Origin of the sequence: Pseudomonas mandelii (assembly GCF_900106065.1) — a bacterium.
Lineage (GTDB): Bacteria > Pseudomonadota > Gammaproteobacteria > Pseudomonadales > Pseudomonadaceae > Aquipseudomonas > Aquipseudomonas mandelii.
Genome location: NZ_LT629796.1, coordinates 1,133,336 through 1,159,866, shown reverse-complemented (window position 1 = coordinate 1,159,866; position 26,531 = coordinate 1,133,336). Strand labels below are relative to the sequence as shown.

The window sequence follows — 26,531 nt, the reverse complement described above, 5'->3', positions numbered from 1 at the left end:
GCCCGGTCGCTCGAAGGCCCCAGCCGAAAGCAGAATTTGAGTGGAGAACAGCATGAGTGCAGTTGAAAGCGTCGGCCCACAAGCGTTGCCGGCACTGCAAGAACAAGTCGAGCAGATCATCGCTGAAGCCAAGCGTCAGGGGGCCAGTGCCTGTGAAGTGGCCGTGTCCCTGGAGCAGGGCCTGTCCACCTCGGTGCGCCAGCGTGAAGTCGAAACCGTCGAATTCAACCGCGACCAGGGCTTTGGCATCACCTTGTACGTCGGTCAGCGCAAAGGCTCGGCCAGCACCTCGGCCAGTGGTCCTGAGGCGATTCGTGAAACCGTCGCGGCGGCGTTGGCCATCGCTAAGCACACCTCCGAAGACGAAGCTTCCGGCCTGGCAGATGCCGCCCTGATGGCCAGGGATCTGCAGGATTTCGACCTGTTCCATGAATGGGACATCACCCCGGAGCAGGCCATCGAGCAGGCGCTGACCTGCGAAGCCGCGGCATTTGCCGCCGACAGTCGGATCAAGAACGCCGACGGCACGACCCTCAGCACCCATCAAGGCTGTCGCGTTTACGGCAACAGCCACGGTTTTATTGGCGGTTATGCGTCGACCCGGCACAGCCTGAGCTGCGTGATGATCGCCGAGGCTGACGGCCAGATGCAGCGCGATTACTGGTACGACGTGAACCGTCAGGGTAACTTGTTGGCCGACCCGGTGAGCATCGGCCAGCGTGCCGCGCAACGGGCCGCGAGCCGATTGGGCGCGCGTCCGGTGCCGACCTGTGAAGTGCCGGTGCTGTTTTCCGCGGAACTGGCCGGTGGCTTGTTCGGCAGCTTCCTCTCGGCGATTTCCGGCGGCAGCCTGTATCGCAAATCGTCGTTCCTTGAAGGCACGCTGGGTCAGAAACTGTTCCCGGAATGGCTGACCATCGATGAGCGTCCACACTTGATGCGCGCCATGGGCAGTTCGGCGTTCGACGGTGATGGTCTGGCGACTTACGCCAAACCGTTCGTCGAGAAAGGCGAGTTGGTGTCCTACATCCTCGGCACTTACTCCGGGCGCAAGTTGGGCATGCCGAGCACCGCCAACGCGGGTGGCGTGCACAACCTGTTCGTCACCCATGGTGATGAAGACCAAGCCGCCTTGCTGCGCCGCATGGGGCGTGGCTTGCTGGTCACCGAGCTGATGGGCCAGGGCCTGAACATGGTCACCGGCGATTACTCCCGGGGCGCGGCGGGTTACTGGGTCGAGAACGGCGAAATCCAGTTCGCGGTCCAGGAAGTGACCATCGCCGGCAACATGCGCGACATGTTCAAGCAGATCGTTGCCGTCGGTAATGACCTGGAATTGCGCAGTAATATTCGCACCGGTTCGGTGTTGATCGAGCGGATGACCGTCGCGGGCAGCTAACGCTTGCCGCAACACAAAAAGGCGCGCCACCCATTGGGTGGTGCGCCTTTTTTATGCGCCGTTCATCGACCTCCTCGGGGAGTGAGCCTGCTCGCGATAGCGGAGTGTCAGACGACTCAGATATTGAATACTCGGCCGCCTTCGCGACCAGGCTCGCTCCCACACTGGCTGCCGGTGTGTGCTTTCGGGGTTGTTTTGGTTCTCATTATCATATAATAATAAATCTCATTACCGAATGAGCCCGGATCATGAGTTCTGCCTTGCACGAGCAGCCTTACCTCGAAAGCTGGCGCTGGATGAGTCGCCAGATCCGTTGCGCGATGGACCCCGACGAGCCGCGCCTGATCGAACATTACCTGGCTGAAGGCCGGTATCTGGCGTGTTGCACGGCCACTTCTCCCTGGACCATCGCCGAGACGTCCTTCCGTTTGTTGCTCGACACCGCCGCCGATGTCGCGCTGCCGTGGCACTGGCGGACTTACTGCCTCGACCAAGCCTGGCGCCCGCTGCGCGAACTCGAACGCCTTTCTCTGTGCAAATGCCGCCTCAAGCGCTGGCAAAGCTACACCTGGCAATTGGCGATCTGCGAGTTACAGCCCTCGATTCCCCTAAACGAACTGGTGCAAGGATTTTCTGATGACAGACCCTCAGACTCGTATTGAGCGTGACAGCATGGGCGAGCTTCAAGTCCCGGTGGACGCCCTCTATGGCGCACAGACCCAACGTGCGGTGGATAACTTCCCGATCAGCGGCAAGCCGATGCCGGTGCAGTTCATCCGGTCGCTGATTCTGGCCAAAGCCGCCGCTGCCCGTGCCAATGTCGAGCTCAAGCAAATCAGCGAATCCCAGGGCAAAGCCATCGTCGATGCGTCACTGGGGCTGCTTCAGGGCGACTTCATGCAGCACTTCCCGGTGGACATCTTCCAGACCGGTTCCGGCACCAGTTCCAACATGAACGCCAACGAAGTGATTGCCACCCTGGCCAGCCGCCTGCTTGGCGAGCCGGTGAACCCTAATGATCATGTAAACTGCGGTCAAAGCAGCAACGACGTTATCCCGACCACCATCCATGTCAGCGCTGCACTTGCCTTGCATGAGCAGCTGCTGCCGGCGCTGGTGGGTCTGGTGCAGGTCATCGAGCGAAAGGCTGAAGAGGTTCATCACCACGTCAAAACCGGTCGCACGCACTTGATGGACGCCATGCCGGTGCGCATGAGTCAGGTCCTGAATGGCTGGGCGCAGCAGCTCAAGGCCAACATCGGTCACTTGCAGGACTTGCTGCCGAGCCTGCAATCCCTGGCTCAGGGCGGTACGGCGGTCGGCACCGGGATCAATGCACATCCGCAATTCGCAGCGCGTTTCAGCCAACAGCTGAGCGAGCTGACCCACGTTCAGTTCACGCCGGGCAAGGATCTGTTTGCGCTGATCGGCTCCCAGGACACCGCGGTGGCAGTCTCCGGCCAGCTTAAAGCGACAGCGGTTTCGTTGATGAAAATCGCCAACGACCTGCGCTGGATGAACTCCGGCCCGCTGGCCGGCCTCGGCGAAATCGAACTTGAAGCCTTGCAGCCGGGCTCTTCGATCATGCCCGGCAAGGTCAACCCGGTGATCCCGGAAGCCACTGCCATGGTCGCCGCCCAAGTGATCGGCAATGACACAGTCATCACCATCGCCGGTCAGTCAGGCAATTTCGAGCTGAACGTGATGCTGCCGATCATCGCCCAGAACCTGCTGAGCAGCATCGAATTGCTGGCCAACTCAAGTCATCTGCTGGGTGAGAAGGCCATCGCCAGCTTCAAGGTCAACGAATCTCGAATCAAAGAGGCGCTGTCGCGCAACCCGATTCTGGTGACCGCACTCAACCCGATCATTGGTTACCAAAAAGCCGCTGAAATCGCCAAGAAGGCCTATCAACAGGGGCGTCCGGTGATCGATGTCGCCCTGGAGCACACCGACCTGACGCGCAGCCAACTGGAAGAATTACTCAACCCAGAGAAGCTCACCGCAGGCGGCGTGTAATCACCGCTACCGCTTTGGAGGCTCACCATGGAGCACTGGAAACGCACGATCGAAAGGGCCAATCGCCATTTCATGCTGGGCGAATTGGTCGATGCCCGCGAGGCTTACTTGCAGGCACTTGCCCTGGCCCAGGTGTTGTTCGAGCGCTGGGCGGATGCCGACGAAGCGGTGGCGGCCTGCGTGATTTCCCATCACAACCTGGCGGATCTGCATTTGCGTCTGAACCAGCCGGAGGAGAGCGCCGAATATTTGTGCGCGATCCATCAGCGGTTGTTGCAAACCCTGCAGGACCCGCGCCTGCCCCCGGCACTGCGTGAAGCCGCACAGCGCCAAAGCAGCAAAACCTATGTCGAGCTGCTGAATTTCATCAGCGACCACGGCGAATATCCGCGCACCCACCGTTTGCTGCACACCGATACCGCATCGCCTGCGCCTCTACACCATGGAGTCCATTGAAATGGCTTTTACCTTGCCTGCCCTGCCTTACGCTTACGATGCCCTGGAACCGCATATCGATGCGCAGACCATGGAGATCCATTACACCAAGCACCACCAGACCTACATCAATAATCTCAACGCCGCGGTCGAAGGCACCGAATTTGCCGAGTGGTCGGTGGAAAAACTGGTCGCCAGCGTCCGGCAGCTGCCGGAAAAACTCCGCGCGGCGGTGATCAATCAGGGCGGCGGCCACGCCAACCATTCGCTGTTCTGGGAAGTGATGGCGCCTCACGGTGGCGGCAAACCCGAAGGTGCGCTGGCCAAGGCGATTGATGAGCAACTGGGTGGCCTGGACAGTTTCAAGGATGCCTTCACCAAAGCTGCGCTGACCCGCTTTGGCAGTGGCTGGGCCTGGCTCAGCGTCACGCCGCAAAAGACCCTGATAGTGGAAAGTAGCGGCAACCAGGACAGCCCGTTGATGAATGGCAATACGCCGATCCTTGGCCTGGATGTGTGGGAGCACGCTTACTACCTGCAATATCAGAACCGTCGTCCGGAATACATCAATGCGTTCTACAACGTGATCAATTGGCCTGAAGTCGCTACGCGTTATCAGGCTGCGCTGGTTTAAGTCCTCTATAAAAACAATCCAAGGCTGACTATGGGCACTGAAACACTGGCGTTTGGCAGCGGACGAATGTTTCGTTACGCGTTGGGATCGCTGTTGCTGCTGGCGGGCATGTCGTTGTTGGTAGCGCACGGGCTGGCGTGGCTCGATCTCGAACCCAAGCTGCTGCGTGCACTGCAGGGCGGGGCGATTTGTGCCCTGGGCACTGCGTTGGGCGCGGTTCCGGTGCTGGTGATTCGCCGCATGCCGCAGGCGGTCAGCGATACGTTGCTCGGTTTTGGTGCCGGAGTGATGCTCGCGGCGACGGCGTTTTCGCTGATCGTTCCGGGGATCTCGGCTGCTGAAAGCCTGGGGCTGACACCCTGGGCGGCCAGTGGCCTTATCAGCTTCGGCATCATGCTTGGCGCGTTCGGGCTGTTTCTGGTGGACCGTAAAGTGTCGGGCGCCTCGCCAGAAATGCTCGTTGGAGCCCTGGAGCGCCCGGTCATCCCGCCACGGATCTGGTTGTTTGTATTTGCCATCATTGCCCATAACATCCCCGAAGGCATGGCAGTCGGGGTTTCGGCCGGTGGTGGGATGCCGGATGCTGACAGCCTGGCCATGGGCATTGCGTTGCAGGATGTGCCGGAAGGGTTGGTGATTGCGCTGGTACTGGCAGGGGCGGGGATGTCGCGGGTCAAAGCTTTCCTGATCGGTGCGGCATCAGGTCTGGTGGAGCCGGTCTTTGCGCTGTTGTGCGCCTGGCTGGTGAGCCTGGCCGAATTGCTGTTGCCGTTAGGGTTGGCGTTGGCGGCGGGGGCGATGTTGCTGGTGGTCACCCATGAAGTGATTCCCGAGTCGCGGCGCAATGGTCACGACAAGCTGGCGAGTCTTGGGTTGTTGATCGGGTTTTGTTTGATGATGGTGATGGATACGGCGCTCGCTTAGGCGAATGTTCAACCGCCTTCGTCGAAGAAGTTATTGATCAGTGCGACCAGCGCATCCATCGCTTCCTGTTCCTGCTCGCCTTCAGTGCTCAGGTGGATTTTGGTGCCCTTGCCGGCGGCGAGCATCATCATGGCCATGATGCTTTTGCCATCGACCGCGGATTCTGGCGTACGACCTACTCTGATGGTGCAACCCGGGAACTGACCCGCAACGCCAACGAATTTTGCCGAAGCGCGGGCATGAAGGCCCAGCTTGTTGATGATTTCAATTTCCCGAGCAGGCATCGCGATGTGAATCCTTTAGCTGAGGTCGCGGTGGCGAACCTGGACGTTCTTCAGGGATTGTTGCAGGACCTGGCCCAGACGTTCGGTCAGGTAGACGGAGCGGTGATGCCCGCCGGTGCAGCCAATGGCGATGGTGACATAAGCGCGGTTGCTGGCGGCAAAGCGCGGCAACCACTTGAGCAGGTACGTGGAGATGTCCTGGAACATCTCTTCGACGTCCGGTTGTGCCGCCAGGTATTCGGCCACCGGTTGATCAAGCCCGGATTGGTCGCGCAATTCCGGCTTCCAGTAAGGGTTGGGCAGGCAGCGCACGTCGAACACCAGGTCTGCATCAACCGGCATGCCCCGCTTGAACCCGAAAGACTCTACCAGGAACGCCGTGCCCGCTTCCGGCTGGTTCAGCAGACGCAGCTTGATGGTATCGCGCAGCTGATACAGGTTCAGGTTGGTGGTATTCACCTTGAGGTCCGCCAGATCGGCGATCGGACCCAGCAGGGCACTTTCGTCCTGAATTGCCTCGGCCAGCGAGCGATTGGCGTTGCTCAGCGGGTGGCGGCGGCGGGTTTCCGAGAAGCGTTTGAGCAACGTTTCTTCGTCGGCGTCCAGGTACAGCACATCACACTTGATATGCCGGCTGCGGACTTCTTCAAGCAATTCCGGAAACCGTGACAGGTGACTCGGCAGGTTGCGAGCATCGATGGATACCGCGACCAGCGGTTGTGCCAGCTCGGTATGAATCAGCGCGCGCTCGGCCAGTTCCGGCAGCAATCCGGCGGGCAGGTTGTCGATGCAGTAGTAGCCGTTGTCCTCGAGAACATCGAGTGCGGTACTTTTACCTGAGCCGGATCGGCCACTGACGATGATCAAGCGCATGGTTAATGACCGTTTTGCTCGTCCAGGACAACCTGATACAAGGCTTCATTGCTCGGGGCGCTGCGCAGTTTTTCGCGCACTTCCTTGCGGTCGAGCATGCTGGCGATCTGGCGCAGTAACTCCAGGTGCGCATCGGTAGCGGCTTCCGGGACCAGCAGAACGAACAGCAGGTCGACCGGGGCGCCGTCGATGGCGTCGAAATCAATGGGTGCATCAAGGTGCATCAGGGCGCTGATGGGCAAGGTGCAGCCCTTCAGGCGGCAGTGGGGAATGGCGATGCCGTTGCCAAAACCGGTTGAGCCGAGTTTTTCACGGGCAATCAGAGCCTCGAAGACATCTTGCATCTCCAGATCCGGCACTTCTTTGTGGATAAGGTTGGCAATTTGCTCGAGGGCTTTCTTTTTACTGCCGCCCGGCACGTTCACGAGGGAACGGCCGGGGGTCAGGATGCTTTCAAGTCGGATCATGGGTTGGGAGTGTTAACGACCGGTCGCGCCCTGAAGGAGGCTTTGGGTCTTTTCCTTATGCTTTTTGAGTTGTTTATCCAGCTTGTCGGTCAGTGCGTCGATCGCCGCGTACATATCGGTATGCTCCGCGTTTGCGACCACTTCATTGCCGGGAATATGCAGCGTGGCTTCGATTTTCTGCTTGAGCTTTTCGACCGTCATCGTGACCTGCACGTTGGTGATCTTGTCGAAATGCCTCTCTAATCGTTCGAGTTTTTCGCCGATGTAGGTGCGAAGAGGTTCGGTCACTTCCAGTTGGTGTCCACTGATGTTGACTTGCATACAGCTTCTCCTTCGTTGCCAGTGCATAAAGCGGCAGGCAGAAATGCCTGCCACTGGAACGCTGTGGCGTGGCTCTACATCAACCGCTTGCGTTCGCTCGAAGGCGCGATCCCGAGGGATTCGCGGTACTTGGCGACGGTGCGGCGAGCCACCTGAATGCCTTGTGCCTCCAGTAAACCAGCGATCTTGCTGTCACTCAACGGCTTTTTCTGATTTTCCGCGGCAACCAGTTTTTTGATGATCGCGCGGATCGCTGTGGACGAGCATTCACCGCCTTCGGAGGTGCTGACGTGGCTGGAGAAAAAGTATTTCAGTTCATATATGCCCCGAGGGGTATGCATGAATTTTTGCGTGGTGACCCGTGAAATCGTCGACTCGTGCATCCCCACCGCTTCGGCGATGTCATGCAGGACCAGCGGCTTCATCGCTTCGTCGCCGTATTCAAGAAAGCCGCGCTGATGCTCGACGATCTGAGTGGCTACTTTCATCAGGGTTTCGTTGCGGCTTTGCAGGCTCTTGATGAACCAGCGGGCCTCTTGCAACTGATTGCGCATGAAGGTGTTGTCGGCGCTGGTGTCGGCGCGGCGCACAAAACCGGCGTATTGGGCGTTGACCCGCAGCCGTGGCACCGATTCCTGGTTCAGCTCGACCAGCCAGCGCTCATTGTCCTTGCGCACGATCACGTCAGGGACAACATATTCGGCTTCACTGGACTCGATCTGCGAGCCCGGTCGCGGGTTGAGGCTCTGCACCAGCTCGATGACCTGGCGCAGTTCATCTTCCTTGAGCTTCATGCGACGCATGAGCTGGCTGTAATCGCGGCTGCCGAGCAGGTCGATGTAGTCGGTGACCAGGCGTTTCGCTTCGGCCAGCCAAGGCGTCTTGGCTGGCAGTTGGCGCAATTGCAGCAGCAGGCATTCGCCCAGGTTGCGGGCGCCAATGCCGGCCGGTTCGAATTGCTGGATGCGGTGCAGGACGGCTTCGATTTCGTCCAGTTCGATGTCCAGTTCCGGATCGAAGGCCTCGAGAATTTCCTCGAGGGTTTCGTCCAGGTAGCCCTGATTGTTGATGCAGTCGATCAGGGTCACGGCGATCAGACGATCGGTGTCGGACATCGGTGCCAGGTTCAGTTGCCACAACAAATGGCTTTGCAGGCTTTCACCGGCCGATGTGCGGGTGGTGAAATCCCACTCGTCGTCATCGTTGCTCGGCAAGCTGCTGGCACTGGTCTGGTAGACGTCTTCCCACGCGGTATCAACGGGAAGCTCGTTGGGAATGCGCTCGTTCCAGTCGCCTTCCTCGAGGTTATCCACCGTCGGGGCGGTTTCCTGGTAGGAGGGTTCCGAAATGTCGGCGTTGGGGAGCTGTTCGGCTTTGTCGGCCAAGGGGTCGGCGTTATCGAAGTCGTCGCCTTCTTCCTGGCGTTCGAGCATCGGATTGGACTCCAGGGCCTCCTGGATTTCCTGTTGCAGGTCCAGGGTCGACAATTGGAGCAGGCGGATGGCCTGTTGCAGCTGCGGTGTCATCGTCAGCTGCTGGCCCATTCTCAAGACTAGCGATGGTTTCATGGCAGGGGCTTAACACCTTATTCGCCGGCGCACATGCGCCATCCACTACAGGGCGCCGGAGCGCCAAACATAAGCAAATTATATGCCCGAAACTGCAGCGTTTGCCTAGAGCGCTGTAACAATAAAAAAGTATTGATTTTTTATCGAGACGAGCGCTCGGACAATCAGCCAGACACCTTACTGCTTAAAGGCGGAATTCATGGCCCAGATACACTTCCTTGACCAGTTCGTTGGCCAGGATGGTGGCGGAGTCACCTTCAGCTATCAGTTGACCATCGTTGACGATGTAGGCGGTTTCGCAGATATCCAGGGTTTCACGGACGTTGTGGTCAGTGATCAGCACGCCAATGCCTTTGGCCTTGAGGTGGTAGATGATCTGCTTGATGTCGCCCACCGAAATCGGGTCCACGCCGGCGAATGGTTCGTCGAGGAGGATGAATTTCGGGTTGGTGGCCAGTGCCCGGGCGATTTCCACCCGACGACGTTCACCACCGGACAGGCTCATGCCTAGGTTGTCGCGGATGTGGCTGATGTGGAATTCCTGCAGCAGGCTTTCCAGTTCCTTGCGACGCTCGGCCTTGTCGAGTTCCTTGCGGGTCTCGAGGATGGCCATGATGTTATCGGCGACCGAGAGTTTGCGGAAGATCGACGCTTCTTGCGGAAGATAGCCGATACCGGCCTTCGCACGACCGTGCATTGGCTGGTGGCTGACGTCCAGGTCGTCGATCAGCACGCGACCCTGATCGGCCTGCACCAGGCCGACGATCATGTAGAAACAGGTGGTCTTGCCGGCGCCGTTAGGGCCTAGCAGGCCGACGATTTGACCGCTGTCGATGGACAGGCTGACGTCACGCACGACCTGGCGGCTCTTGTAGCTCTTGGCCAGATGCTGAGCTTTCAGAGTTGCCATTAAGGAGCCTTTTTCGCGTCGTTTTTCGGCTTGGGCTGGATCACCATGTCGATGCGCGGACGCGACTCGGTAACCTTGCTACCCGTAGCACGCCCGGCGCTCGCAAGCTTTTTCTGGGTGTCGTAGACGATTTTCTCGCCCTGGGTGACGTTGTTGTCCTTGTCGACGACTTTTGCCTTGTCGATCAGCACGACGCGGTTTTGCGAGGCGTGGTACTGGATGGTCACGCCCCAGCCCTGAACAGGCTTGGTGTCGCCGGCCGTCTGCATCTGCTCGAAGTAGGCGAGGTTGCCCACCGAGGTCACCACGTCGATGTCGCCAGCCGGGGTACGGGTGATGGTCACGGTATTACCGGTGACCTTCATCGAGCCCTGAGTGATGATCACGTCACCTTTATAGGTGGCAACGCCATTCTTGTCGTCCAGTTGGGCGTCGTCGGCCTGAATGCGGATAGGCTGCTCTTGATCGTTCGGCAGAGCCCAGGCGCTCACGCTTCCCAGTGCTGCGCCCAGACTGAGCAAAATAGGGAGAGTTTTAACGAGCCTCATACTGTCCTCTTACGTTCGATAGCAGGTGTATCCTGCTTTCTTTCAAATACGCTTTCATTCCGTTGCCTGTCGATACACCGCCAGCGCCGTCGATTCTAACGGGTTGATCGGTCTGCGCATATTGCTGCTGCGGGAACACCGTCATTCGGGTGGTGGTAATCAGGGTTCGGCGGTTTTTCTCGTCGAAACGGGTGATGCGCACCGAGTCGATCAGCTCGACCTGAGTGCCGTCCGGGTTGACTTCGCCGCGCTCACTCTGGACGTGCCACGGAAACTGCGTACCGCGAAACATGTTCAGGTCAGGGTTGGTCAGCAACGTCACCTCGCTCGCTTTCAGGTGTTCGACCTTGTCGGACGTCATTTCGTACTGCAGTTTGCCGTCCGGCAGGTACTGAACGCTGTGGGCGTTGAGGGCGTAATAGTCGATTGCGCTTTCATCGACCGTGACCACCGGCTTGTCGAGGAAGCGTTCCGGGCTGATGTTCCAGTAGCCGACCGCGGCGAACAGCGCCGCGATGCAGCCGAACACCAGGATGTTACGAATCTTTTTGCTCAGCATAATGGGCTCACAGGTACGCGGCGTTGGCCGCATCGAGGCGGCCCTGGGCGCGCAGGATCAATTCACAGAATTCGCGAGCGGCACCCTCGCCACCACGGGCCAGGGTGATGCCATGGGCGTGTTCACGCACGAAGCTGGCAGCGTTTGCTACGGCCATGCCCAGACCCACGCGGCGAATCACCGGCAGGTCCGGCAAGTCGTCGCCCAGGTAGGCGACCTGTTCATAGCTTAGGTTGAGTTGGGCAAGAAGTTCGTCGAGCACCACCAGTTTGTCTTCACGACCCTGGTAAAGGTGTGGAATGCCCAGGTTCTTCGCCCGCCGTTCGACCACCGGGGTCTTGCGGCCGCTGATGATAGCGGTCTGCACGCCGGCTGCCATCAACATCTTGATGCCTTGACCGTCTAGGGTGTTGAACGTCTTGAATTCGCTGCCGTCTTCGAGAAAGTACAGGCGCCCGTCGGTCAGCACGCCATCGACGTCGAACACCGCGAGTTTGATCTGTTTGCCACGTTGCAGCAGGTCCGTGCTCATTACATTACTCCTGCACGCAGCAAGTCGTGCATGTTCAAGGCGCCGACCGGGCGGTCTTCGCTGTCGACCACGACCAGTGCGTTGATCTTGTGGTCTTCCATGATTTTCAGGGCTTCGGCGGCGAGCATTTCGGCGCGAGCAGTCTTGCCGTGCGCGGTCATGACCTGATCGATGGTGGCGCTGTGGATGTCGATGCTGCGGTCCAGTGTGCGGCGCAAGTCACCGTCGGTGAAGATCCCGGCCAGTTTGCCATCGGCTTCCAGGATCACGGTCATGCCCAGGCCCTTGCGAGTCATTTCCATCAGCGCATCCTTGAGCAGCGTACCGCGCTGAACCTGCGGCAGCTCCTGGCCAGCGTGCATGACGTTTTCGACTTTCAGCAGCAGGCGTCGACCCAGCGCGCCGCCTGGATGGGAAAAGGCGAAGTCTTCAGCGGTAAAGCCCCGGGCTTCCAGCAGCGCAACGGCCAGGGCATCGCCCATGACCAGCGCGGCGGTGGTCGACGAGGTCGGTGCCAGGTTCAGCGGGCAGGCTTCGTGCTCTACGTGAACGTTGAGGTTGACCTCGGCGGCCTTGGCCAGCGGCGAGTCCGGGTTGCCGGTCACGCTGATCAATTTGATGCCCAGACGCTTGATCAGGGGCAGCAGCGTGACGATTTCATTGGTGGAGCCGGAGTTCGACAGCGCGAGAATGATGTCGTCGCGGGTGATCATGCCCATGTCGCCGTGGCTGGCTTCGGCCGGGTGCACGAAAAAGGCCGTGGTGCCGGTGCTGGCCAGGGTGGCGGCGATCTTGTTGCCGATGTGCCCCGATTTGCCCATGCCGACCACGACCACGCGGCCTTTGCTGTCCAGAATCATCTCGCAAGCGCGTACAAAATCTGCGTCGATATGGGGCAGCAAGCCTTGTACGGCTTCCAGTTCGAGGCGGATGGTGCGTTGTGCAGATTGAATCAGGTCGCTGGATTGGCTCATGTCAGAAATCGTATAGCCTGATGAAAAGGCGGCGATTATAGCGGTAATGATCAAAACCCTCACGCAAGTTCGTCACGCTTTGTCATTCCCTGTTACTGAATCCCTTCTGAACAAGGCTTTTTGCCTGTCAAGTTGCTGAACATGGGCCGGCGTGGGCCTTGGGCGCTTGGCCTTTGCAGTGATATAGTTCGCCGCCAGTTCGGCCTGCCCGGGGAGGTATGTGCTTTCGTCAGAAAGACAGGCGTCCGAGTGTGAGGCTGCATCGCAAGGAGTTTAGATGAGTGCCGATAACGCCTACGCGGTCGAGCTGAAGGGACTGTCCTTCAAGCGCGGTGCGCGCAGCATTTTCAATAACGTCGATATCCGTATCCCGCGCGGCAAGGTCACCGGCATCATGGGGCCTTCCGGGTGTGGCAAGACCACGCTGTTGCGGTTGATGGGCGCGCAGTTGCGGCCCACCAAGGGCGAAGTCTGGGTCAATGGCCAGAACCTGCCAAAGCTGTCGCGCAGCGATCTGTTCGATGCGCGCAAGCATATGGGTGTGCTGTTCCAGAGCGGCGCGCTGTTTACCGACCTCGACGTGTTCGAGAACGTCGCCTTTCCGCTGCGCGTTCATACCGAGCTGCCGGAAGAAATGATCCGTGACATCGTCCTGCTCAAATTGCAGGCCGTGGGGTTGCGTGGCGCCATCGAGCTGATGCCTGACGAACTGTCCGGTGGCATGAAGCGCCGTGTCGCGCTGGCGCGGGCGATTGCCCTCGATCCGCAGATCCTCATGTATGACGAACCCTTTGTCGGCCAGGACCCTATCGCCATGGGCGTGTTGGTGCGCCTGATCCGCTTGCTCAACGATGCGTTGGGCATCACCAGTATCGTGGTCTCCCATGATCTGGCCGAGACCGCCAGCATCGCCGACTACATCTATGTGGTGGGCGACGGCCAGGTGTTGGGGCAGGGCACTCCCGAGGAGCTGATGAACTCGCAGGAACCGCGGATTCGTCAATTCATGACCGGCGATCCCGACGGTCCGGTCGCATACCACTTTCCAGCGACGGATTACCGCGCAGATCTTCTGGGGAAGCGTTGATGCGCAAGATTTCACTATTGGAACGCGTGCGTCGGTTCGGCCATGCCGGCATCGATGTGCTGGCGGTGTTCGGCCGTTCGGCGATTTTCCTGTTTCATGCCTTGCTCGGTCGCGGTGGTATCGGCGGCGGCTTTGGCCTGCTGATCAAGCAACTGCATTCGGTGGGCGTGATGTCCCTGGTGATCATTGTGGTCTCCGGGGTGTTCATCGGCATGGTGCTGGCGCTGCAAGGCTTCAACATCCTGTCCAGCTACGGTTCGGAGCAGGCGGTGGGGCAGATGGTTGCGCTGACGCTGTTGCGCGAACTCGGCCCCGTGGTCACGGCACTGCTGTTCGCCGGGCGTGCAGGTTCGGCGCTGACCGCCGAAATCGGCAACATGAAGTCCACCGAACAGTTGTCCAGTCTGGAAATGATTGGCGTCGACCCGCTCAAGTACATCATTGCCCCGCGCCTGTGGGCCGGCTTCATTTCCCTGCCAGTGCTGGCGATGATTTTCAGCGTGGTGGGTATCTGGGGCGGTTCGTGGGTGGCTGTCGACTGGCTGGGTGTCTATGAAGGTTCCTACTGGTCCAACATGCAGAACAGCGTGACGTTCACCGATGATGTGCTCAACGGCATCATCAAGAGCATCGTCTTTGCCTTCGTCGTGACCTGGATCGCCGTATTCCAAGGCTATGACTGCGAGCCCACTTCCGAGGGGATCAGTCGTGCCACTACCAAGACCGTGGTGTACGCCTCTTTGGCTGTGCTCGGCCTGGACTTTATTTTGACCGCCTTGATGTTTGGAGATTTCTGATGCAAAACCGCACCCTGGAAATCGGTGTCGGCCTTTTCTTGCTGGCTGGCATCCTGGCTTTGCTGTTGCTAGCGTTGCGGGTCAGTGGCCTGTCCCCAAGTGCCACCACCGATACTTATAAACTTTATGCATATTTCGACAATATCGCCGGTTTGACGGTCAGAGCTAAAGTGACCATGGCCGGTGTGACCATCGGCAAGGTCACGGCGATCGATCTGGACCGCGACAGTTTCACCGGTCGAGTGACGATGCAGCTGGAAAAGCGCGTAGATAACCTGCCGACCGACTCCACTGCATCTATCCTGACCGCTGGCCTGTTGGGCGAGAAGTACATCGGTATCAGCGTGGGCGGCGAAGAAGGCTTGCTCAAGGATGGTGGAACCATCCACGACACCCAGTCGTCGCTGGTGCTCGAGGACCTGATCGGTAAATTCCTGCTCAATACCGTTAGCAAAGACGCCAAATGAGGAGCTTTTGAATGATCTCTACCTTGCGACGTGGCCTGTTGGTATTACTCGCGGCCCTGCCGTTGATGGCTAACGCCGTGGCAGCGCCCTCAGCGCACGAAATCGTGCAGGACACCACGACTCGGTTGCTTGCAGACCTGTCGGCCAACAAAGAGAAGTACAAGCAGGACCCACAAGACTTTTACACGGCGCTGAACACCATCGTCGGGCCGGTCGTGGATGCCGAGGGCATTTCCAAAAGCATCATGACGGTCAAATACTCGCGCAAAGCAACGCCGGCGCAGATGAAGACCTTCGAAGAAAACTTCAAGAGAGGTCTGTTCCAGTTCTATGGCAACGCCTTGCTCGAGTACAACAATCAGGGCATCACCGTCGACCCTGCCAAGGATGAGTCCGGAGACCGTACCAGCGTTGCCATGACGGTCAAAGGCTCCAACGGCTCGATCTATCCTGTGTCTTACACTCTCGAGAAAATCAACGGCGAGTGGAAACTGCGCAACGTGATCATCAACGGCATCAATATCGGCAAGCTGTTCCGCGATCAGTTCGCCGATGCGATGCAGCGCAATGGCAATGACCTGGACAAGACCATCAACGGTTGGGCCGGGGAAGTCGCCAAGGCCAAGGATAAAACCGCAGACGCCTCCGAGAAGTCTGCCCAATGAGTGTGTCGGCCATTCGCATGAGCGAAACCGGCGAGCTGCGACTGAGCGGCATGCTGGATTACCGCACCGGCCCTGGTCTGCGCAAGCAGGGGCAGGCGTTGATCAAGTCCAGCAAGGCCGCCGAACTGGTGGTTGATTGTTCGGCAGTGTTGAAGTCCAGCAGCGTAGGCTTGTCCCTGCTGCTGTGCTTCATGCGCGATGCAGAGGCGGCCGGCAAGGCGCTGAGCATCCGCGGAATGCCAGAAGACATGCGTGAAATCGCTCAGGTCAGCGAATTGACCGAGCTGTTGGCGCATCCCTAACCAGCATCTATAAAGAAGCCCCCCGTCAGAGTCCTGCTTCGCGGGGTTCGCAGGCGCGGGGCTTTTTTGTATGATGTCCGACCCGCGCGCACAGGGCGCCGATTGAGGTTGAGCATGCAGGCCGTAGAAGTGAAGAGCTTCCTTGAAGGAAAGCTGCCCGGAACGTTGGTAGAAGTTGAGGGCGAAGGCTGCAATTTCCAGCTGAACGTGATTAGCGATGAACTGGCGGCGTTAAGCCCGGTGAAGCGTCAGCAGCAGATCTATGCCCATTTGAACCCATGGATCACCGATGGCAGCATCCATGCGGTCACTATGAAATTTTTCAGCAGCGCGGCCTGGGCCGAGCGCACCTGAGCCCAAGGGCGTCGAGATTCTTATGGATAAATTGATTATTACTGGCGGCGTTCGTCTTGATGGCGAAATCCGCATCTCCGGGGCGAAGAACTCTGCCCTGCCGATCCTGGCTGCAACCCTGCTGTGCGATGGCCCGGTAACGGTTGCCAACCTGCCGCACCTGCACGACATCACCACCATGATCGAGCTGTTCGGCCGCATGGGCATTGAGCCGGTGATCGACGAGAAGCTCAGCGTCGAAATCGACCCGCGCACCATCAAGACCCTGATCGCACCGTATGAGCTGGTGAAAACCATGCGCGCATCGATCCTGGTGCTGGGCCCGATGGTTGCCCGTTTCGGTGAAGCCGAAGTCGCCCTGCCTGGCGGTTGCGCCATTGGTTCGCGTCCGGTTGACCTGCACATCCGTGGTCTCGAAGCCATGGGCGCGGTCATCGACGTCGAAGGCGGCTACATCAAGGCCAAGGCGCCAGAAGGCGGCTTGCGCGGTGCGCACTTCTTCTTCGACACCGTCAGCGTGACCGGTACCGAAAACATCATGATGGCCGCCGCCCTGGCCAAGGGCCGCAGCGTGTTGCAGAACGCCGCTCGCGAACCTGAAGTCATCGACCTGGCGAACTTCCTGATTGCCATGGGTGCCAAGATCACTGGCGCCGGCACCGACACCATCACCATCGATGGCGTTGAGCGTCTGCACCCGACCACCTACAAAGTGATGCCTGACCGTATTGAAACCGGCACCTACCTGGTGGCGGCAGCCGTCACCGGCGGTCGCGTGAAGGTCAAGGACACTGATCCGACCATCCTCGAAGCGGTTCTTGAGAAACTCAAGGAATCGGGCGCGGAAATCACCTGCGGCGAAGACTGGATCGAGCTGAACATGCACGGCAAGCGGCCAAAAGCCGTCAACGTGCGGACCGCTCCGTACCCGGCGTTCCCGACCGACATGCAGGCGCAGTTCATCTCCCTCAACGCCATTGCCGAAGGCACGGGCGCCGTGATCGAGACGATCTTCGAAAACCGCTTCATGCACGTTTACGAACTGCACCGCATGGGCGCCAAGATCCAGGTGGAAGGCAACACGGCCATCGTCACCGGTACCGAAAAGCTGAAAGGCGCGCCAGTGATGGCCACCGACCTGCGTGCTTCGGCCAGCCTGGTAATCTCGGCACTGATCGCCGAAGGCGACACCCTGATCGACCGCATCTACCACATCGACCGTGGTTACGAGTGCATCGAAGAGAAACTGCAGATGCTCGGCGCCAAGATTCGCCGCGTACCGGGCTAGTTTCTGCTGCATGGGCGCAGGGACGCGTCCGTTGAATTTGTTTCAAGTCGAGCCAGTTTCTGGCTCGATGTGTGTCCGGCGCCGTTTGCGACCGGGCATCAGTAGCCTGATAAGGACTGACGTTTCCCATGTTGACCATCGCACTGTCCAAGGGCCGCATCCTTGACGACACCCTGCCGCTTCTGGCTGAAGCGGGCATCGTGCCGACCGAGAATCCGGACAAGAGCCGCAAGTTGATTATCCCCACGACCCAGGCCGACGTGCGCCTGCTGATCGTGCGCGCCACCGATGTGCCGACCTACGTCGAGCATGGTGCCGCGGACCTGGGCGTCGCCGGTAAAGATGTGCTGATGGAATATGGTGGCCAGGGTCTGTACGAACCGCTGGACTTGCGAATTGCCCTCTGCAAGCTGATGACCGCCGGCCGTGTCGGTGATGTCGAACCCAAGGGCCGCCTGCGGGTAGCGACCAAGTTCGTCAACGTTGCCAAGCGTTACTACGCCGAGCAGGGCCGTCAGGTCGACATCATCAAGCTCTACGGCTCGATGGAGCTGGCGCCGCTGATCGGTCTGGCGGACAAGATTATCGACGTGGTCGACACCGGTAACACCTTGCGTGCCAATGGCCTGGAACCCCAGGATTTCATCGCTGACATCAGCTCCCGGCTGATCGTCAACAAAGCGTCGATGAAAATGCAGCATGCCCGTATCCAGGCGTTGATCGACACCCTGCGCAAGGCAGTGGAGTCTCGACACCGCGGCTGATTCACCTGCGCGACGTTAAGTCGCGCCCGTCTATCCGCCTCATAGCCAGAATTCTCAGGTGCCCAAGCGGAAACGACTGCTAAGTTAGGGCGCCTGAGTTTTTGCCATTCCTATGAGGCTCTCGCTATGACCGCACCGACTGCAATTCGCCGACTCAATGCTGCTGACCCGGATTTCGCGCATCATCTGGATCATCTGCTGAGCTGGGAAAGTGTGTCTGACGACTCGGTCAATCAGCGAGTGCTGGACATCATCAAAGCCGTGCGCGAGCGTGGCGACGCAGCGCTGGTGGACTTCACCCGGCAGTTCGACGGCCTGGACGTTGCGTCCATGGCGGATCTGATCCTGCCGCGCGAACGCCTGGAACTGGCCCTGACCCGCATCACCGTGCCTCAGCGTGAAGCGCTGGAAAAAGCCGCGGCCCGCGTGCGCAGCTACCACGAAAAACAGAAACAGGATTCCTGGACCTACACCGAAGCTGATGGCACGGTGCTGGGCCAGAAGGTCACGCCACTGGATCGCGCCGGTCTGTACGTCCCGGGCGGCAAGGCGTCGTACCCATCCTCCGTGTTGATGAATGCAATTCCGGCCAAGGTCGCCGGTGTGACCGAAGTGGTCATGGTGGTGCCGACACCGCGCGGTGAAATCAACGAGCTGGTGCTGGCGGCGGCGTGCATCGCCGGTGTTGACCGCGTTTTCACCATTGGCGGCGCGCAAGCGGTTGCCGCATTGGCTTACGGTACCGAAAGCGTGCCGAAGGTCGACAAGGTGGTTGGCCCGGGCAATATCTATGTCGCCACCGCCAAGCGCCATGTGTTCGGCCAGGTCGGCATCGACATGATCGCCGGTCCGTCGGAAATCCTCGTGGTGTGCGATGGCCATACCGATCCGGACTGGATCGCCATGGACCTGTTCTCCCAGGCCGAGCACGACGAAGACGCCCAGGCGATTCTGGTCAGCCCGGACGCAGAGTTCCTGGACAAGGTCGCGGCCAGCATCGCCAAACTGCTGCCGACCATGGAGCGCGCCCAGATCATCGAAACCTCGATCAATGGCCGTGGTGCGTTGATCAAGGTTCGCGACATGGAGCAGGCCATCGAAGTGGCCAACCGCATTGCGCCGGAACACCTGGAGTTGTCGGTCGCCGATCCGCAAGTCTGGCTGCCGCTGATCCGTCACGCCGGCGCGATCTTCATGGGCCGTCACACCTCTGAAGCCCTGGGCGATTACTGCGCAGGCCCGAACCACGTGTTGCCGACGTCCGGCACCGCGCGGTTCTCTTCGCCGCTGGGTGTGTACGACTTCCAGAAACGCTCGTCGATCATCTTCTGCTCCGAGCAGGGTGCGTCCGAACTGGGCAAGACCGCTTCCGTGCTGGCCCGTGGCGAGTCGCTGACTGCCCACGCCCGCAGCGCCGAATACCGCATCGTTGATGAGCAAAAGGGGAACTGAGCATGAGTAAATTCTGGAGCCCGTTCGTCAAGGATCTGGTGCCTTACGTGCCGGGCGAGCAGCCGAAACTGGCGAAACTGGTGAAGCTCAACACCAACGAAAATCCTTACGGCCCATCGCCAAAAGCGCTGGCGGCGATGCAGACCGAACTCAACGACAACCTGCGTCTGTACCCGGACCCGAACAGCGATCTGCTGAAAAACGCCGTGGCTACGTATTACGGCGTGCAGACCAACCAGGTGTTCCTCGGCAACGGTTCCGATGAAGTCCTGGCGCACATCTTCCACGGCTTGCTGCAACACGACAAAGCGGTGCTGTTCCCGGACATCAGCTACAGCTTCTATCCGGTCTACTGCGGGTTGTATGGCATCCAGTTCGACGCGGTGCCGCTGGACGAGCAGTTCCAGATCAACCCGGCGGCCTACGCCCGACCAAACGGCGGGATCATCTTCCCGAACCCGAACGCACCGACCGGTTGCCTGCTGGCACTGGACGCGGTTGAGCAAATCCTCAAGGCCAGCCCGGATTCGGTGGTTGTGGTGGATGAGGCCTACATCGACTTCGGTGGCGAGACGGCGATCAGCCTGGTGGACCGTTATCCGAACCTGCTGGTGACTCAGACCTTGTCCAAATCCCGCTCGCTGGCCGGCCTGCGGGTGGGCCTGGCGGTGGGGCATCCGGATTTGATCGAGGCGCTGGAGCGGATCAAGAACAGCTTCAACTCCTATCCGCTGGATCGCCTGGCAAATGTCGGGGCGGCGGCGGCGTTCGAGGATCGCGAGTACTTCGACAAGACGTGCCGGTTGGTCATCGAGCATCGTGAGTGGGTGGTTGCGCAACTTGAAGCGAAGGGCTTTGAAGTGCTGCCGTCGGCGGCGAACTTCATTTTTGCCCGTCATCCAAAGCACGACGCGGCCGGGCTGGCGGCGAAATTGCGCGAGCAAGGCGTGATCGTCCGGCACTTCAAGCAAGAGAGGATTGCCCAGTTCCTGCGGATTTCCATCGGCACGCCGGAACAGAACCAGGCACTGATTGATGGTTTGGGGAATTTGTAAGACGTCGGTCGGTAATGGGGGCACTGATCGGGCTTGGAAGTAGGAGCCTGATCAGTGCCGTCGCTGTAACGGATCAGCTTTGTTGTACGTCAAACTCGCCGGTAACTGTCCGCGGCGATGAATCATCTGTGATGAACTCAAATTCACCTTTGGCCTTTGTCATGCCTTCAGTGAACGTCACTGTTATCGAACCGGTTTTAACATGGTGGCTGTTCGTACCGTCAAAGAGAACCCACTTAGGATCGTTCTCGTTGAAATCATCTGGGTATTTTTTTGTTACTTTTTGATTGTCGACGATTCCAGTCGGAAATCCGATAAAAATTGAAAGCGTGTTTTTTGTCCCGCGGATATATCCAGCAGGTTTTTCCCCCGCAAACTTGTGAAGTTTAACTTCGGCCGCACTAAAGTGAGGGTCAACACTGATTGTTGCATTAAAAGTACCTGAGTCCTTTTGAGATTTTTGTGTGGCCATGAATAAAGCTCCCTTCGGTCAAATTAAGAGTGGAAGACAAAAGCGTCATTCCTCCTGCGGTATTAACGTTAACGACGGGAGCTTTCGAAAGGTACTGTCATAAATGACAGTTCATTAGCTTTATTTGGAATAAGTTTCTGTTCTTGCATATCAAATACTTCAGGTGTGGCAGGAAGATAGTTCTGGCCGCGAAGAACCCTGACGCGATTTAGCTGTTACGCCACGCCATCGTTCTCCACGGGCAAGTCGGACCGCCGCACCGTGCGCGCCTACAGAGGGTTACTCGTGATGCGGTTCGCCCAGAAACGTCAGCGAACTGAACACCCCCCGCGTCGCCACATCCGGATTGTCCTTCAGCACGATCTCCATCTGCGCCGAAATCACGTTCAACCCTTCATTACGCACCACCACCTGCGCACGCCCGTCCTCATCTGTCTCGGTACTCAATGTATTCGGCGCACTTCGATAGTCGCCAATCAACTTCACCCCCGCCGCCGGCTTCCCATCCAATAACACCTGCACGGGCAGCAACTTGCCCGGTCCGACCGTCAGAGGATCAACCTCCGGCAGAATCAGCAGTTTCATCTGATCAAGCTTGGGTAACTTCGCCCCAGGCTGATAAATCGCCAGGCTGTATTTGAACGTCTGTGTCGACTCGATGGCCCCCGGCACTTTGCTGCGTCCTTCGTTGATCCATTTTTTATCCGCCGTTTGCGACCACATGCCGTTGTCCAGCGCCACCGCCATCACGGCAGGCGGCTTCAGCGGTTGCAGACGTGCGTGATCGGCCAGGCGCTGGACGGTCACCGGGATCATTTTGCCGTTGACGTCATAAGCCCAGGCGCCGCTGATTTTTTGTGCCTTGAAGGCGTTGTCTTCGGCGCCGTGGCCGTAAATCACTTCGATGTTGCCGCGACGCTGTTCGGTCCAGAGACCATGGGCCGAGACCTGGCCGGTAAACAACAGGCCGAGCAGCAGGCTGAGCAGTGCGGGTTTGAGGTTTTGCATTGAAACTTCCTTTTACAGATTGAGTGTGAGGCTGACGGTGAAATTGCGCGGCTCACCGGGGTTGACCCAGTAATTGCTATAGGAGCGCTCGTAGTATTTCTCGTCGAAAAGGTTGTTCAGGTTCAGGCCGACAGTGACGTATTTGCTGGCCTTGTAATGGGCCAGAAGGTCGACGGTGTGGTAGGACGGCAGCTCGAAATCGCTGCCGGATTCGCCTGAACGATCGCCGACGTAAGTGAACGCCGCGCCGACGTCGGAGCCTCGTAAATGGCCATCCTGAAATTCATAAACGCCCAGCAGGCTGCCGCTGCGCTTGGCGACGCCAAGGATTCGGCTGCCGGTGGGAATTACCTTGTCGCCCTCGGTGACCTCGGCGTCGATGTAGGCGAAGGCACCGATCACCCGCACGGCGTCGGTCACTTGCCCGGTGACTTGCAGGTCGAATCCCTGGCTGCGGGCCTTGCCCATGGCGCGGCTGGTGTCCGTGCCCGGGTCTAGTGCAAGGACGTTTTCCTTTTCAATATGGAAGGCGGCGAGGGTGGTGCTCAAGCGGTCGTCGAACAGCTCGCTCTTGATCCCGACTTCGTAACCGACGCCTTCTTCCGGGTCGAAGGATTGGCCGCCAGCGTCCAGGCCGTTGTTCGGCTTGAACGAGGTGGAGGCGTTGGCGAACAGCCCGACTTCGGGTGTCAGCTGATAAAGCAGGCCGGCCCGTTGGGTCAGTGCGTCGTGGCTTTGGCGGCTGGTGGCACCGCGGCTGTGATCGTCGATGCTTTGCTCGAAATGTTCGAAGCGTGCACCGAGCATGCCGCGCAGTTTGTCGGTGAAGACAATCTGGTCCTGCAGGTTCAGCGCCCGGCTTTCGACGTGTTCAAAAAGGTCGGTGCCGGAGCGCTTGCCGTTGGGTTTCGGCTGACCGTAGACGGGCTGATAAATGTCGATAGCGTAGGGGCCGCCGGCAATGGTCGTGACCCGTTCGTTCTTGCGGAAGTTTTCATACTCGCTGCCAATCAGCAGTTCGTGCTGCCAACTGCCGAGGTCGAACAGACCGCGCAATTCGAGTTGGGTGATGCTGTCGTGCCAGTTTGTGTCGCGCTCGCGATAGCGCCGATTCACAGTGTGGCCGTCGGCATTCAGCGGGCGACTTTCGGAAGCGTAGCCCCAGAGTTTGCCTTCCTTGTAATGGCTGGCCAGGCGCAGCTTCCAGTTGTCATTGAGATGGTGTTCGAGGGCTGCTTGCAGCAGGTTGTTGTGGTTGTCGATGTTGCCGTCATTGGGTTCGCCAAGGAACGTCGAACGGGACACGCCACTCCATTTGTTGTTCGGCGCGACGATGCCGCGATCGAACGTGGAGCTGTGACGGACGAATTCGCTCTCCACCAAGAGGCTGGTGTCCGGGTTCAGTTGCCAGCTGAAGGAGGGCGCGACAAACACTCGCTGGCTGTCGACGTGATCGCGGAAGCTGTGGTTGTCCTCGACGGCCAGGTTGATTCGCGACAGCACGTTGGCTTCGTCATCCAGCGGCGTGTTGACGTCGAGGGCGGTGCGATAGCGGTCCCAGCTGCCGGCGCTGGTTTGCAGGGTGGTGAATGCTTCGGGCTGGGGTTTCTTGGTGACGATGTTCACCGTGCCGCCCGGATCGCCGCGCCCGTAGAGACTGGCGGCGGGTCCTTTGAGCACTTCGATGCGCTCGATGTTAGCGACGTCCGGGGTGCTCGGATAACCCCGGTTGGCGCTGAAGCCGTCCTTGTAGAATTCCGAGGTGGTAAAGCCGCGCACGCTGTATTCGTAAAGTGTCAGGCCACCGAAGTTGTTCTGCTTCGATACACCGCCAGCAAAATCCAGGGCGCGCTCGACACTGGTGCTGCCCAGGTCATTGAGCACACTGACGGGAATCACGCTGATGGATTGCGGGATGTCGCGGATCGCGGTATCGGTTTTGGTCGCGCTGGCAGACCGCGTGGCACGGTAGCCCTGGACCGGGCCGGTGGGCGATTCGTAGTCGGAGGTGACGCTGATGGCGTCCAGTTCGAGGGTGCCGGGCTCTTCGGCGAAGACCGGATCCACCAGCAGGCCGAGGGCAAGACCTGCCACGGAAGCCATTGTTCGAGACGACATGTTATGTTGTTCCAATAGTGATATTGAAACAATATAACATGCCTAATGAGAATGTCTGCTGTTAGCCAGCGATCCTCGGGACAGGGTCAGTTTTCTTCTTTCTCTTTAACCGGCGCCGGCGGCGGACGCAGGCCGATCTCAGCCGTGAGCTTGAGCTCTTTGCCGTTGCGCATCACCTGAATGGTGACCTTGTCGGTCGGTTTGATCCGCGCGACCTGGTTCATCGAGCGCCGACCATCACCGGCCGGTTCGCCGTCGATGCTGAGGATCACGTCACCCAATTGCAGGCCAGCCTTCTGCGCCGGACCGTCACGGAAAATCCCTGCGACCACAATGCCCGGGCGCCCCGACAGACCAAACGACTCCGCCAGTTCCTGACTCAACGGTTGCACTTCGATGCCGAGCCAGCCGCGAATCACCTGCCCGTGTTCGATGATCGACTTCATCACTTCCATGGCCAGTTTGACCGGGATCGCAAAACCGATGCCTTGCGAGCCGCCGGACTTGGAGAAGATCGCCGTGTTGATGCCGGTCAGGTTGCCGTTGGCATCCACCAGCGCACCGCCGGAGTTACCGGGGTTGATCGCAGCGTCGGTCTGGATGAAATCTTCGTAGTTGTTCAGGCCCAACTGGTTACGGCCAGTGGCGCTGATGATGCCCATGGTCACGGTCTGACCGACGCCGAACGGGTTGCCGATGGCCAGGGCGACGTCACCGATGCGGATGTTGTCGGAGCGACCGACGGTGATCGACGGCAGGTTTTTCAGGTCAATTTTCAGCACCGCGAGGTCGGTTTCCGGGTCGCTGCCGATGACGCGGGCCAGGGTTTCGCGACCATCCTTGAGCGCGACCACGATCTGGTCGGCGCCGCTGGTGACATGGTTATTGGTCAGCAAATAACCTTCCGGACTCATGATCACCCCGGAACCCAGGCTCGACTCCATGCGCTTCTGCTTGGGCGAGTTGTCGCCGAAGAAGCGCCGGAACTGCGGGTCTTCAAACAAGGGATGGTTCGGTTTGTTGATGACTTTGGTGGTGTACAGGTTCACCACCGACGGCGCGGCGATGGTGACCGCGTCGGCATAGGACACCGGACCTTGCTGCGTCGTGGTGGTTTGCGGGGCTTGCTGCAGGTTGACGTCGAGGCTCGGAAGCCCGACCCACTGCGGGTAACGCTGGATGATCAACAGAGCGATAAGCACGCCGGCCAACAGCGGCCAGCCGGAAAAACGCAGCGCCTTGAGCATTAAGCACGTCCTGAGAGGTTGCAGGCGGCATGAGACCGCCCATAATGTCGCGCATTATACGAGGCGCAGCTCGCCTCTGAACGGGATATTTAGGAGTCTTTTATGGCCGTCGCCTTGAGCACCCTGGTCGAAGAAGCCGATCGTTACCTAAACAGTGCCAGGATTGCCGATTACTGCCCCAACGGCTTGCAGGTCGAAGGTCGGCCGCAGGTGATGCGCATCGTAAGCGGCGTCACGGCAAGCCAGGCGTTGCTCGACGCCGCAGTCGAAGCTCAGGCCGATCTGGTGCTGGTGCATCACGGCTATTTCTGGAAAGGCGAGAATCCGTGCATCACCGGTATGAAGCAGCGTAGGTTGAAAACCCTGCTCAAGCACGACATCAGCCTGCTGTCCTATCACTTGCCGCTGGACCTGCACCCGGACGTCGGTAACAACGTGCAGCTGGCGCGTCAGCTCGACATCACGGTCGAAGGCCCGCTGGATCCGGACAATCTCAAGGTTGTCGGCCTCGTTGGCTCGTTGAGCGAACCGATGACGCCCCGTGATTTCGCTCGCCGAGTGCAGGAAGTCATGGGCCGCGAGCCGTTGCTGGTCGAAGGCAGCGAGATGATCCGCCGGGTCGGCTGGTGCACCGGTGGCGGCCAGGGTTACATCGATCAGGCCGTGCTGGCTGGCGTCGACTTGTATATCAGCGGTGAGGCGTCCGAGCAGACCTTCCACAGCGCCCGGGAAAACGACATCAGCTTCATCGCCGCCGGCCATCACGCCACCGAGCGCTATGGCGTGCAGGCGCTGGGTGATTACCTGGCCCGGCGGTTTGCCCTTGAGCACATCTTCATCGATTGTCCGAATCCGATCTGATTACCACCAAAAATCAAATGTGGCTGTCTGCTGGCGATCGCTGCATCACATGCGACATTGATGTGACAGATACACCGCAATCGCGAGCAAGCTCGCTCCCACTGGGTCTTTGGTGCCCAAACGAGGGGGTATATTCATATACCCTTT

31 protein-coding genes are annotated in these 26,531 nt (G+C 59.2%); 17 read left to right on the top strand and 14 right to left on the bottom strand.

Going from position 1 to position 26,531, the window contains the following annotated elements; genetic code table 11:
* Positions 1 to 52: 52 nt before the first annotated feature.
* The 6 genes from pmbA (at position 53) to BLU63_RS05355 (ending at position 5,411) form a co-directional block, all read left to right on the top strand.
* Positions 53 to 1,399 carry a metalloprotease PmbA gene (gene pmbA / locus BLU63_RS05380; RefSeq protein ID WP_010463346.1) on the top strand — a complete coding sequence of 449 codons (1,347 nt, stop codon included), beginning with the start codon at positions 53 to 55 and terminating at the stop codon, positions 1,397 to 1,399.
* A 248-nt stretch (positions 1,400 to 1,647) separates the two neighbouring features.
* Positions 1,648 to 2,061: a FagA protein gene (locus BLU63_RS05375; protein ID WP_077747419.1), complete on the top strand. Its 414-nt coding sequence runs from the start codon at positions 1,648 to 1,650 to the stop codon at positions 2,059 to 2,061.
* A complete protein-coding gene (locus tag BLU63_RS05370) occupies positions 2,036 to 3,418 on the top strand; it encodes a class II fumarate hydratase (protein WP_083375017.1) in 1,383 nt (460 codons plus the stop codon). The genes BLU63_RS05375 and BLU63_RS05370 overlap by 26 nt, the downstream gene beginning before the upstream one ends.
* A 27-nt stretch (positions 3,419 to 3,445) precedes the next feature.
* Positions 3,446 to 3,874: a hypothetical protein gene (locus tag BLU63_RS05365; protein ID WP_010463340.1), complete on the top strand. Its 429-nt coding sequence runs from the start codon at positions 3,446 to 3,448 to the stop codon at positions 3,872 to 3,874.
* 1 nt (position 3,875) lies between these two features.
* Complete coding sequence (locus tag BLU63_RS05360; protein WP_083375016.1) at positions 3,876 to 4,487, top strand: superoxide dismutase; 612 nt, start codon at positions 3,876 to 3,878, stop codon at positions 4,485 to 4,487.
* 30 nt (positions 4,488 to 4,517) lie between these two features.
* The gene (locus tag BLU63_RS05355) at positions 4,518 to 5,411 is read left to right on the top strand and encodes a ZIP family metal transporter (protein ID WP_010463335.1); all 894 of its coding nucleotides are present in this window, start codon (positions 4,518 to 4,520) and stop codon (positions 5,409 to 5,411) included.
* An 8-nt stretch (positions 5,412 to 5,419) separates the two neighbouring features.
* Here BLU63_RS05355 and BLU63_RS05350 read toward each other — a convergent pair whose 3' ends face one another.
* The 10 genes from BLU63_RS05350 to BLU63_RS05305 form a co-directional block, all read right to left on the bottom strand.
* On the bottom strand, positions 5,420 to 5,695 hold the full coding sequence (locus BLU63_RS05350; protein ID WP_010463334.1) for an HPr family phosphocarrier protein: 276 nt from the start codon (positions 5,693 to 5,695) through the stop codon (positions 5,420 to 5,422).
* A gap of 15 nt (positions 5,696 to 5,710) precedes the next feature.
* Positions 5,711 to 6,568, bottom strand: a complete 858-nt coding sequence (gene rapZ, locus BLU63_RS05345) for an RNase adapter RapZ (protein ID WP_010463332.1) — start codon at positions 6,566 to 6,568, stop codon at positions 5,711 to 5,713.
* Between the two features lie 2 nt (positions 6,569 to 6,570).
* Positions 6,571 to 7,035 (bottom strand): PTS IIA-like nitrogen regulatory protein PtsN, encoded by a 465-nt coding sequence (gene ptsN, locus BLU63_RS05340; protein WP_010463330.1) that lies wholly within the window; start codon positions 7,033 to 7,035, stop codon positions 6,571 to 6,573.
* Between the two features lie 12 nt (positions 7,036 to 7,047).
* Positions 7,048 to 7,356 carry a ribosome hibernation-promoting factor, HPF/YfiA family gene (gene hpf, locus BLU63_RS05335; RefSeq protein WP_007941242.1) on the bottom strand — a complete coding sequence of 103 codons (309 nt, stop codon included), beginning with the start codon at positions 7,354 to 7,356 and terminating at the stop codon, positions 7,048 to 7,050.
* A 74-nt stretch (positions 7,357 to 7,430) separates the two neighbouring features.
* A complete protein-coding gene (locus BLU63_RS05330; protein WP_010463324.1) occupies positions 7,431 to 8,924 on the bottom strand; it encodes an RNA polymerase factor sigma-54 in 1,494 nt (497 codons plus the stop codon).
* 184 nt (positions 8,925 to 9,108) lie between these two features.
* Entirely contained in the window at positions 9,109 to 9,834 is a 726-nt protein-coding gene (gene lptB, locus BLU63_RS05325) for an LPS export ABC transporter ATP-binding protein (protein WP_010463322.1), read from the bottom strand.
* Positions 9,834 to 10,382: a lipopolysaccharide transport periplasmic protein LptA gene (gene lptA, locus BLU63_RS05320; RefSeq protein ID WP_042932376.1), complete on the bottom strand. Its 549-nt coding sequence runs from the start codon at positions 10,380 to 10,382 to the stop codon at positions 9,834 to 9,836. Before lptA ends, lptB begins: the two co-directional genes overlap by 1 nt.
* Positions 10,369 to 10,941 carry an LPS export ABC transporter periplasmic protein LptC gene (gene lptC, locus BLU63_RS05315; RefSeq protein WP_010463318.1) on the bottom strand — a complete coding sequence of 191 codons (573 nt, stop codon included), beginning with the start codon at positions 10,939 to 10,941 and terminating at the stop codon, positions 10,369 to 10,371. The genes lptA and lptC overlap by 14 nt, the downstream gene beginning before the upstream one ends.
* Before the next feature lie 7 nt (positions 10,942 to 10,948).
* Positions 10,949 to 11,473: a KdsC family phosphatase gene (locus tag BLU63_RS05310; protein WP_007941249.1), complete on the bottom strand. Its 525-nt coding sequence runs from the start codon at positions 11,471 to 11,473 to the stop codon at positions 10,949 to 10,951.
* Positions 11,473 to 12,447: a KpsF/GutQ family sugar-phosphate isomerase gene (locus BLU63_RS05305; RefSeq protein WP_010463314.1), complete on the bottom strand. Its 975-nt coding sequence runs from the start codon at positions 12,445 to 12,447 to the stop codon at positions 11,473 to 11,475. The genes BLU63_RS05310 and BLU63_RS05305 overlap by 1 nt, the downstream gene beginning before the upstream one ends.
* Positions 12,448 to 12,724: 277 nt before the next feature.
* Between BLU63_RS05305 and BLU63_RS05300 the strand changes: the two genes are divergently transcribed.
* From BLU63_RS05300 to hisC, 10 genes are all read left to right on the top strand, one after another.
* Complete coding sequence (locus tag BLU63_RS05300; RefSeq protein WP_010463312.1) at positions 12,725 to 13,534, top strand: ATP-binding cassette domain-containing protein; 810 nt, start codon at positions 12,725 to 12,727, stop codon at positions 13,532 to 13,534.
* A complete protein-coding gene (mlaE, locus tag BLU63_RS05295; protein ID WP_010463310.1) occupies positions 13,534 to 14,331 on the top strand; it encodes a lipid asymmetry maintenance ABC transporter permease subunit MlaE in 798 nt (265 codons plus the stop codon). Before BLU63_RS05300 ends, mlaE begins: the two co-directional genes overlap by 1 nt.
* A complete protein-coding gene (gene mlaD / locus BLU63_RS05290; protein ID WP_010463308.1) occupies positions 14,331 to 14,798 on the top strand; it encodes an outer membrane lipid asymmetry maintenance protein MlaD in 468 nt (155 codons plus the stop codon). The genes mlaE and mlaD overlap by 1 nt, the downstream gene beginning before the upstream one ends.
* 11 nt (positions 14,799 to 14,809) lie before the next feature.
* Positions 14,810 to 15,463: an MlaC/ttg2D family ABC transporter substrate-binding protein gene (locus tag BLU63_RS05285; protein ID WP_010463306.1), complete on the top strand. Its 654-nt coding sequence runs from the start codon at positions 14,810 to 14,812 to the stop codon at positions 15,461 to 15,463.
* A complete protein-coding gene (locus tag BLU63_RS05280; RefSeq protein ID WP_010463303.1) occupies positions 15,460 to 15,765 on the top strand; it encodes an STAS domain-containing protein in 306 nt (101 codons plus the stop codon). The genes BLU63_RS05285 and BLU63_RS05280 overlap by 4 nt, the downstream gene beginning before the upstream one ends.
* A 114-nt stretch (positions 15,766 to 15,879) precedes the next feature.
* Entirely contained in the window at positions 15,880 to 16,119 is a 240-nt protein-coding gene (locus BLU63_RS05275; protein ID WP_007912386.1) for a BolA family protein, read from the top strand.
* A 22-nt stretch (positions 16,120 to 16,141) separates the two neighbouring features.
* Positions 16,142 to 17,407 carry a UDP-N-acetylglucosamine 1-carboxyvinyltransferase gene (gene murA / locus BLU63_RS05270; RefSeq protein ID WP_010463300.1) on the top strand — a complete coding sequence of 422 codons (1,266 nt, stop codon included), beginning with the start codon at positions 16,142 to 16,144 and terminating at the stop codon, positions 17,405 to 17,407.
* A 128-nt stretch (positions 17,408 to 17,535) separates the two neighbouring features.
* Complete coding sequence (gene hisG, locus BLU63_RS05265; protein WP_007901570.1) at positions 17,536 to 18,171, top strand: ATP phosphoribosyltransferase; 636 nt, start codon at positions 17,536 to 17,538, stop codon at positions 18,169 to 18,171.
* Positions 18,172 to 18,297: 126 nt separating this feature from the next.
* Entirely contained in the window at positions 18,298 to 19,623 is a 1,326-nt protein-coding gene (hisD, locus tag BLU63_RS05260; RefSeq protein ID WP_083375015.1) for a histidinol dehydrogenase, read from the top strand.
* A gap of 2 nt (positions 19,624 to 19,625) precedes the next feature.
* Complete coding sequence (gene hisC / locus BLU63_RS05255) at positions 19,626 to 20,678, top strand: histidinol-phosphate transaminase (protein WP_083375014.1); 1,053 nt, start codon at positions 19,626 to 19,628, stop codon at positions 20,676 to 20,678.
* Positions 20,679 to 20,751: 73 nt separating this feature from the next.
* Here the strand turns inward: hisC and BLU63_RS05250 are convergent, their stop codons facing one another.
* From BLU63_RS05250 to algW, 4 genes are all read right to left on the bottom strand, one after another.
* The gene (locus tag BLU63_RS05250; RefSeq protein ID WP_083375013.1) at positions 20,752 to 21,150 is read right to left on the bottom strand and encodes a hypothetical protein; all 399 of its coding nucleotides are present in this window, start codon (positions 21,148 to 21,150) and stop codon (positions 20,752 to 20,754) included.
* A 279-nt stretch (positions 21,151 to 21,429) separates the two neighbouring features.
* Complete coding sequence (locus BLU63_RS05245) at positions 21,430 to 22,158, bottom strand: DUF4198 domain-containing protein (protein WP_083375012.1); 729 nt, start codon at positions 22,156 to 22,158, stop codon at positions 21,430 to 21,432.
* 12 nt (positions 22,159 to 22,170) lie between these two features.
* On the bottom strand, positions 22,171 to 24,276 hold the full coding sequence (locus tag BLU63_RS05240) for a TonB-dependent siderophore receptor (protein ID WP_083375011.1): 2,106 nt from the start codon (positions 24,274 to 24,276) through the stop codon (positions 22,171 to 22,173).
* Positions 24,277 to 24,362: 86 nt separating this feature from the next.
* Positions 24,363 to 25,523, bottom strand: coding sequence for a Do family serine endopeptidase AlgW (gene algW / locus BLU63_RS05235; RefSeq protein WP_010463285.1), 1,161 nt, complete (start codon positions 25,521 to 25,523; stop codon positions 24,363 to 24,365).
* 102 nt (positions 25,524 to 25,625) lie between these two features.
* On the opposite strand from algW, the gene BLU63_RS05230 reads away from it, so the two are divergent.
* Positions 25,626 to 26,384, top strand: a complete 759-nt coding sequence (locus tag BLU63_RS05230; protein WP_010463283.1) for a Nif3-like dinuclear metal center hexameric protein — start codon at positions 25,626 to 25,628, stop codon at positions 26,382 to 26,384.
* The last annotated feature ends 147 nt before the right edge of the window (positions 26,385 to 26,531 follow it).